The 8,094-nt window shown below is 39.1% G+C and carries 7 protein-coding genes and 2 pseudogenes; 5 read left to right on the top strand and 4 right to left on the bottom strand.

Features of this window, described 5'->3' with window-relative positions:
* From F6K40_RS36940 to F6K40_RS36930, 3 genes and pseudogenes are all read left to right on the top strand, one after another.
* Positions 1 to 1,324 (top strand): group II intron reverse transcriptase (locus F6K40_RS36940; protein ID WP_293144194.1); only part of this gene is annotated, 1,324 nt, incomplete at its 5' end.
* A gap of 92 nt (positions 1,325 to 1,416) precedes the next feature.
* Positions 1,417 to 1,872 (top strand): annotated as a pseudogene (locus tag F6K40_RS36935) (DUF3386 domain-containing protein); the annotation flags it as partial.
* A 95-nt stretch (positions 1,873 to 1,967) separates the two neighbouring features.
* On the top strand, positions 1,968 to 2,210 hold the full coding sequence (locus tag F6K40_RS36930) for a NifU family protein (RefSeq protein ID WP_293144191.1): 243 nt from the start codon (positions 1,968 to 1,970) through the stop codon (positions 2,208 to 2,210).
* A 533-nt stretch (positions 2,211 to 2,743) separates the two neighbouring features.
* Here the strand turns inward: F6K40_RS36930 and F6K40_RS36925 are convergent.
* The 4 genes and pseudogenes from F6K40_RS36925 to F6K40_RS36910 all read right to left on the bottom strand — a co-directional run.
* Positions 2,744 to 3,775, bottom strand: a complete 1,032-nt coding sequence (locus tag F6K40_RS36925) for a methyltransferase (RefSeq protein ID WP_293144188.1) — start codon at positions 3,773 to 3,775, stop codon at positions 2,744 to 2,746.
* A gap of 204 nt (positions 3,776 to 3,979) precedes the next feature.
* Entirely contained in the window at positions 3,980 to 4,114 is a 135-nt protein-coding gene (locus tag F6K40_RS36920) for a zinc ribbon domain-containing protein (RefSeq protein ID WP_365674077.1), read from the bottom strand.
* 368 nt (positions 4,115 to 4,482) lie between these two features.
* Positions 4,483 to 4,716, bottom strand: coding sequence for a sulfotransferase domain-containing protein (locus tag F6K40_RS36915; protein ID WP_293144185.1), 234 nt, complete (start codon positions 4,714 to 4,716; stop codon positions 4,483 to 4,485).
* A 37-nt stretch (positions 4,717 to 4,753) separates the two neighbouring features.
* A pseudogene (locus F6K40_RS36910) lies at positions 4,754 to 5,176 on the bottom strand (sulfotransferase domain-containing protein); the annotation flags it as partial.
* A gap of 76 nt (positions 5,177 to 5,252) precedes the next feature.
* On the opposite strand from F6K40_RS36910, the gene F6K40_RS36905 reads away from it, so the two are divergent.
* Both F6K40_RS36905 and F6K40_RS36900 read left to right on the top strand, forming a co-directional pair.
* A complete protein-coding gene (locus F6K40_RS36905; RefSeq protein WP_365674080.1) occupies positions 5,253 to 6,749 on the top strand; it encodes a pyridoxal phosphate-dependent decarboxylase family protein in 1,497 nt (498 codons plus the stop codon).
* 311 nt (positions 6,750 to 7,060) lie between these two features.
* Positions 7,061 to 8,032, top strand: a complete 972-nt coding sequence (locus tag F6K40_RS36900) for a DMT family transporter (RefSeq protein ID WP_293144182.1) — start codon at positions 7,061 to 7,063, stop codon at positions 8,030 to 8,032.
* Positions 8,033 to 8,094: the final 62 nt, after the last annotated feature.

Here is an 8,094-nt window from a genome sequence, read left to right as displayed (position 1 = left end):
GGGGCGGTCAACACATGATGCAATTGAAGCTATTTTCAAAAGTATCAGTCTCAAACCTAAATATGTGCTTGATGCTGATATATCAAAATGTTTTGACCGAATTAACCATGATGCACTGTTGGGAAAGGTTGGTCAATCACCTTACAGGCGACTAATCAAGCAATGGTTAAAGTCCGGGGTATTTGATAAGAAACAATTCTCAAACACTGTGGAAGGTACGCCACAGTCCGGGGTAATATCGCCCTTACTAGCAAACATCGCCCTACACGGTATGGAGGAAAGACTAGATGAGTTTGCTAAAACCCTTGACATGAAAAATAATAGGGACAGGCAAATATCCCAACGAGATAAGATAAAAAGTCTTTCTCTAATACGCTATGCTGATGACTTCGTTATCCTACATGAAGACATCAAAGTAGTAATACAAGCCGCATCCGTAATACAGGAATGGTTGAACCAGGTAGGATTAGAACTAAAACCAGAAAAAACCAAAATTGCCCACACCTTAGAAGAATATGATGGGAACAAACCCGGATTTGATTTCCTAGGATTCACAATCAGGCAATGGAAGAAAAAGACAACCAAACAAGGGTTTAAGACGCTGATTAAACCATCTTCTAAGAGCATAAAAACTCACTATCGGAAACTGGCGGATATATGTGATTCTCACAAAACCGCTTCCACTAAAGCAATAATCGCTAAATTAAATCCGGTGATCAGAGGATGGGGTAACTACTTCTCAACCATAGTCAGCAAAGAGATATGTAGTGAATTAGATACGCTCTTATGGAAAAGACTATGGAGATGGGGAAGCAGGAGGCATCCAAACAAGTCAGTAGCTTGGGTTAAGAAAAAGTATTTCTCTCGCTGCAAAGGAACCAGAAATTGGTTACTTAATGACGGTGAATATATACTAAACCAACACTCAGATGTACCTATAGTAAGGCACATCAAAGTGAAAGGTAATAAATCTCCTTATGACGGCGACTGGACTTATTGGAGTAATAGAATCGGCAAATATCCGGGCGTTAGGAAAGAAGTCACAACGCTGTTAAAACGGCAGAAGAATAAATGCGCATTTTGTGAATTAACCTTTAGGCCATCTGACCTTATGGAAGTAGACCATATAAAACCAAGGTCTGAAGGTGGTGACAACACACTCAAAAACAAACAATTGTTGCACCGACATTGCCACGACAGTAAAACTGTGAAAGACAAAAAGACATATCCAAAATTTAGGCTACAGGACTTACCTGAAAATTATATATGGATTGACGATATGTTAACTCTTAAGCAGGATGTACCTATGAAAAAGGACGTTTAAGAGAGGAGCCGTGTGAGGTGAAAGTCTCATGCACGGTTCTGAAGACGAGTCGGTTTGGTAACAAACTGGCTTAGTTTAACGAAGTACAACAAAGTGTTTATACTCAACTACGGGACATAGTAACTCACCGCAAACGTTCATCATTTGAAGCATCCCACGGTAAAAATAGTTTTAGTCTTGGTAATGCCGATGATACAGGTGCAGTTGAAATTATCGTTGAAGGGGATGCCATGGGGTCAAATTACAAAGTTAGGGGCAAAGAAATTTGTCTGGTTAGTCGAGTAATGGGTCGGATGGCCTTCGTGATTAACACTCATAAAACCTTAGAGACACCAGAAGGTTGTATTGCTACTCACTATAACGCTATTTTCCGCAACCCTCAAACCAATGAAGTAATTAGGGAACTAGAATTTGAGGACTCTTATGAAAAATTTGGTAATTACTACATAATGATTAGCCAAGTTGTTAATTCTAGAGAAAAGGGTCAAAAAACAACAACTGAATTTAACTATTCTAATATAAAACTATTAGAACCAGCAGTTGTATAAAAATTAGAAATTTTGGTTAATTTTCCTGTTCAATCAGTTAGAATTAACTATAGTTCTACTATCGGTAATATACTCAAAAAAACAAGGAGAAAAAAATGAGTGAAGCACTAGCACTTACACCTGAAAATGTCGAAACTGTATTAGATGAATTACGCCCCTATCTTGAAGCAGATGGTGGTAACGTCCAATTAGTAGATATTGATGGTCCAGTAGTTAATCTTAGATTACAGGGAGCTTGTAGTTCTTGTCCCAGTTCTACTATGACTCTCAAAATGGGTATTGAGCGTAGACTCCGGGAAGAAATTCCTGAAATTGCTGAAGTTAATTCTGTGATGTAAGCCGATTTTTTTCCACTCACATTACTTTTAAATGTGGGTGGAAAATTTATCAATGTAACTTACACATTTTGATCGACTATTCAATAATTAATTAAAACTTCCTCTTATTCCCTCGTGTCTCCTGTCTCCTGTCTCCTGACTCCTCCCTAATTATTTATAACTGTTCAACCGGACATGATATTATTCGCTCTTATTTGCCTCAAAATACTGAGATTTTCTGCTAAAATTTCAGAGTTGAAGAAACCCAATTAGAAACCCCCAACTCTGAGCAAAAGAAACAACCAAATGAAGTGCCGAATGTGGGTTGAATTGATTGGCAATTTACAACAGAAGATACTCCTATCAAACTTCGGCGAATTTACCCATCAATTCAAACTTGACAGACCACTAGCTTAGTTTATTAGGTAGTGGTGCATTGTAATGGTCGTCCATTTTCCGGATCTTTGTTAGGAAGCACAGCAGTGGGAGCATCTTGCTCCCATGCCAGGTATTCCTTTCTCCTGTATACCATTACTATGCAGGACTACCGTTTATTATTTAATTGCCTTAATTATGTCGATATTTCCCCGAGTAGGAATAATGCTATCCATTCTAAATCCAGTTTTTTCTAGTAATTGTCTGTACTCATGTGCTGTTCGTTCTTTTCCTGACGTAATAACAAACCCTGCCAAATCTCTAAGTTTAGTTATAGAAGGCTCGTTACCCGAATGAATCACAGATTCACAAACCAACAAAATATCTCCTTCGTTCATGGCTTGGTAACAATTTTGAAGAACAACCGTTGCTAGGTCATCCTGCCAATTTTCAACAATATGTTTCATTATCAAAATATCTCCTCGCGTCGGAATAGACTTGAGAATATCTGTATCCTTCAATTCACATCTTTCTCTGACACCATTTTGTTCAAGCAAATTACTCGCTATTTTCATAAGGTGAGGCATTTCTAACAAGATTCCTTTGAGATTTGGATTCTTTTGGAGAATTGCAGCAAGTAACCTTCCTTCGCCACCTCCGACATCAACAATAGTCTTAATTGAAGAAAAGTCGTAAGCTTCAACAATAGCCTCTTTTTCTATTTCAGTTTCAGTTGTCATCCACTCATCAAAGAGTTTGGGTACGCCAGATTTTTCTTGACAGTATTGATAAAAATCCATGCCGTATAAGTATTCACTGCCAGTTTCACCTGCTTTTATGCTCTGAAGTAAATTATTCCAGATGGGATACATCAACTCCCCTTTGGTTAAAGCCATTGTGTGCAGGGAATGAGGCACATGACTTTGCAAATAAACCCCCCTTGAGGTTAGCTGAAAACATCTATCATCAGTTTCAGAAAAAATTCCCAAGCTTGACAAAGCGCGTAATAGACGATACATACTATCGCTTTTGATATTTGTTTTAGCTCCTAGTTCATCGCAATGTTTCTGACCATCTTTAAGTAAATCTGCAATTCCTAATTTAGCAGCAACATAGATAGCTTGTGTTATTCTAAAGCCATCAATCATTTGCAACATTGCTTCTCTATCAGAGTGTTCGCTAAACATATATGCAGTGTTTTCTGAGTTCATAATTCTCATTCCTACTTTATAAAACTGACACAAAAGGTAACATAATTTGACAAATATGTATATATCGCATTTAGAGCCGTTAAACATTCTCATATCTAATGGCATATAGCGCTACGCGCAAATCAGAAGTCAGAAGTCAGAAGTTAGAAGTAATCCCTGACTAAGTTTGAACATTTATCGATGTCCTAACCTTTGTTTCGACTGCTATATCCTTATGCATAAACCACAGTTAGAGCAAGTTTTTGATGGTGGAAAAAACCTATCAACTACTACTAATTTAGAACCGTACCACTGAGCTTTATATTCAAGACGTAATATTTCAGGAGTTTCGTTTGACAAATTTTACTTGAGATAACTATCATATAATAATGCTTGATGACCTCATTTCTCTACTAAGTAGATTCTCTAAGTTTAACCATCTAAGATTTGACTGGAAAAACTAGAGAATAGGTCTGGAAAAGGCTAGGGCGTGTCATCAATTAAATTTGAAACTGCTGTGTGGCAATAGTTTTGGGATGCATGGCTTTTACAAACTCCAGACGCTAAAAACCTTGACTGGCAAAGCTTCTAACGTCTAATTGGTGACACACCCTAGTAATCTGGATTATTGCTATTAGAAGAAAGATACAAATATCATAAACTTCTACAAAATAAACTAGCCTTTAGCTGGTTGAAAAATTTATTTCAACTCTGGCATATTCAAATAGCTAAATAGTTGACATTGCTAGGAATTTCCCACCATTTTTCACCCACAAAGCGCAAGCATAACCTAACTTCTGCTCCAAAATATCCTCATAGTCTTTGATCTGCTTTTCGCTTAATAAATTTTGCCAACGCCCATTACTGCCTTGATTAATAAATCCGTGTTTGTCAAAATCTGGGTGATTAAATTTTGCATAATTTTTTTTCATGTATTCTAGCGAGGACTTGTGTAATATCATATCCTTGAGGGAACTCTCAAGGTTAATCTTGAGAAAGTCAGCGATTTTTTTCAACTTGAGCGGGCTTATCGTGAATCAAATCCCGATAGTGAACGAGGAGTACATTCTGAAAATCTCTAAATTTCAACCAATCTTTGATAAATTCAAACCAATCCCAGTAAGGGTTTCCAGTTCTCAACCAATCCTCCCAAAATTCTACAAAATCAAGTGAGAGATTATAAAATTGAACTGGTGAAGTCAGTCGCGCTTCTGGAGTCAGAGCATGAACGTGGTTGAACAAAGACATCGCAACATCTCTGCCATCTCTAACCAAACAAATGTATTTCCAGTCTGGATAATAGGGTAACGCTTCCAAAGGCAGGTGGCTCTTTAAAAATCTGCGATTGGGTAACTTATTGATTTGCTCAATCTTGCGATCCAAAAGGTCATGCTGATGCTCTACCCAAGGACTTAAATTATGAAGGCTATCGAATTCATCATGACCATTTCATAACAACTCTAACACGGAAGTACAAGACAGCAATCCTGACTCATCTCTGGACCTTTCAGAAAAGGCACTAAAGGAACTGGCGACACAATCCCTTGCCCTAATAACAGACTACTTTACCCAGGTTGCCAAAAATCCACTTTTTGAATATACTTCAGCCTCCGAGTTTGCCGATCGCTTCAATTCAGAACTCTCCCTAGAAGGCGAATCCCTAGAGAAACTGATGGCAGATTGCCGTTCTATTTTCGAGGCCACTCGCCACACTGGTCATCCGCGCTTTTTAGGTTATATTGGTTCGGTTTCCACCCCAGTAGGAGCCTTTGCTGACTTAATAGCTTCATCCCTGAATCCGAATGTTAACTCTTGGCGTGGCGCTCCAGCAGCAACGGAACTAGAAAAAATTGTTGTAGCCTGGTTAGGCTCGCTCATCGGTTATGGTGAGAACTCCCAAGGTTTTTTGACCAGTGGCGGTTCCATGGCAAATTTGAATGCCCTAGTCATGGCCCACCGAGTTCAATCCCCCGAACAAGTTTCAGAAATAGGCTTCTGGAACTTGACACCTACGATGATTTATGCAGGGGAGCGTGCCCACTTTTCAATTTCCAAGGCAGCAGATATCATGGGATTGGGGCGAAATTGCGTCCGCACGGTCTCATCGGATGCCAATTTCCGACTGGATATATCCAATTTGCGCCAATGTATTGAGACTGATCTTGGTAAGGGATTGCGACCTTTTTGTGTTGTGGCCAATGCCGGCTCGACATCGACTGGCACTGTAGACTCCCTAACAGAAATTGCTAGTGTTGCCGAAGAATATAACTTATGGTTTCATATTGACGGCGCTTATGGAGCACCAGCAGCATTAGACCCCCGTAAATGCTTCCTATTTGAAGGCATTGAGCGTGCTGATTCTGTTGCTATAGATGCCCATAAATGGCTCTTTACGCCCATTGATTGCGGTTGTTTGTTGTTTCGCAACTATGATCAAATTCGCGATTCTTTATCGTTTGGGATTGGAGAGTATTTGAAATTACACGAAGAAACTGAGGCTGAATCTTTTGCGTTTTGGGATTATAGCATAGAATTGTCACGACGATTTCGTGCTTTAAAAATCTGGATGCTACTGCGTTACTACGGAGTCGAGCGTATTCGTGCTGCAATTTGCGAGAATAATGCTCTGGCAGAATATTTTGCTGAATGCGTCAATACAGCTAAAGATTTTGAGCTGCTTGCCCCGGTAGAGTTAAGTATTTGCTGTTTTCGTTATGTGCCTTCTTCTTTGGCTGCTAAATTTGCTGTAGCAGATGAAACTCAGAGGGAGACACTTAATGCTGAACTGAATCAATTGAATGCTAAAATCTTATATGCTATCCAGCGTAATGGAAAAGCTTATCTCTCGAACACTACTATTTCTGGCAAGTATGCTTTACGGGTTTGTCTGGTCAATTTTCGCACCACTCGTGCAGATATTGATCAAGTCCTCGATCTTGTACGTGAGGAGTTTTTTAATCTTAACTACAGCGGTTCTTCAATAATTAACAATTAATAATTAATAATTATATCAAATCCGTTGGCTTCGGAGTAACATAATTCTGTCGTCGTCATAAAATGCTTAGGGGGCGAATACCATTCGCCCCTACCATGTAAACTCTTATCTTTAAATACTGAATCACACCGATGCTACCGGATTTGATATTACCTTTGATTTTCGGGTTTATCAACGAAGCTTTGTAGTTTGAGAGAAAATAATCAAGCAATAAACCCGGTTTCTTGGTAGGGATTGCGTAAGTCCTGTAAGTATTCAAGCCGACATGATATGATTCTTATCAACTAGAAATTTTAAGCTCAATTAATTAAATGACAAACCAATTGGAATTACCAGAGTCAAACTATTCTCCAACCGAAGTCAAAAAGGCTTATGTTGCTATATTAATTACTCTATTAATGATTGCTTTCATGCCGATCTTGCTGCGAATTAGCGGAACCTCTATCACCCCTAATGCAACTATATTTAATCGTTTTTGGATCGCTACCGTAGTTCTAGGATTATGGAATGGAGTATTGATTGTTAAACGGCGATCGCTCCCCTCTCCTACGGAAACGCTGCAAAACTCAGCTCCTATTAAACTGTTTCCTGATTTCTCTAGTTTTCTGCTGCTACTAATTTTGGCAATAATGTTTGTGGGTTTTCAATTATTTTGGGCTTGGTCTCTGACTCAAACCAGCGTTGCTAACTCAGAGGTACTCCACAGTGTCACCCCACTATTTACTACGTTGCTAGGATGGAGTTTATTTGGTCAAAAATTCGATCGCCTGTTTCTGAGCGGAGTAGCGATCGCCCTTAGTGGTTCAATTCTCCTTGTTGCTAATGACTTCTCCATTGCCCTTGATAAACTGGAAGGAGATTTGCTGGCTTTACTTTCTGCTCTTTTCTGGGCTGGATATCTACTGATTGTTGAAAAACTGCAAACCAAGTTGAGTATTACAGCAATAATAACGTGGATATGTGTGCTAGGAACTTTTCTTTGCCTGCCAATTCTGCTGGTAGCAAGAGGCGAATTATTTCCCCACTCTTGGCAAGGATGGCTAACCTTAATTATTTTGGGTATGGCCATAATTCTGGTTCAAGGTTTGATCAGTTATAGCCTTAAATGGTTATCTTCGGGATTAGTTGCTACCATCCTTCTGCTCAATCCTATCCTTACTAGCATTTTTGCTTGGATAATTTTCTCAGAAACCTTAAATTTGCTAAATTTCCTGGGATTTTTTATCATTTTATTGGGGATATATTTAACCATATCTAGTGAAGACACTGTGAAGAGTCACTAAAGAGGGAGTGTGGGAGGTGTGGGAGGTGTGGGAGGTGTGGGAGGTGTGGGAGGTGTGGGAGA

Origin of the sequence: Okeania sp. SIO3I5 (assembly GCF_010672085.1) — a bacterium.
Classification (GTDB): Bacteria; Cyanobacteriota; Cyanobacteriia; order Cyanobacteriales; family Microcoleaceae; genus Trichodesmium.
The sequence above is the reverse complement of the archived record's forward strand: the minus strand, read 5'-3'. Positions and strand labels throughout refer to the sequence as shown.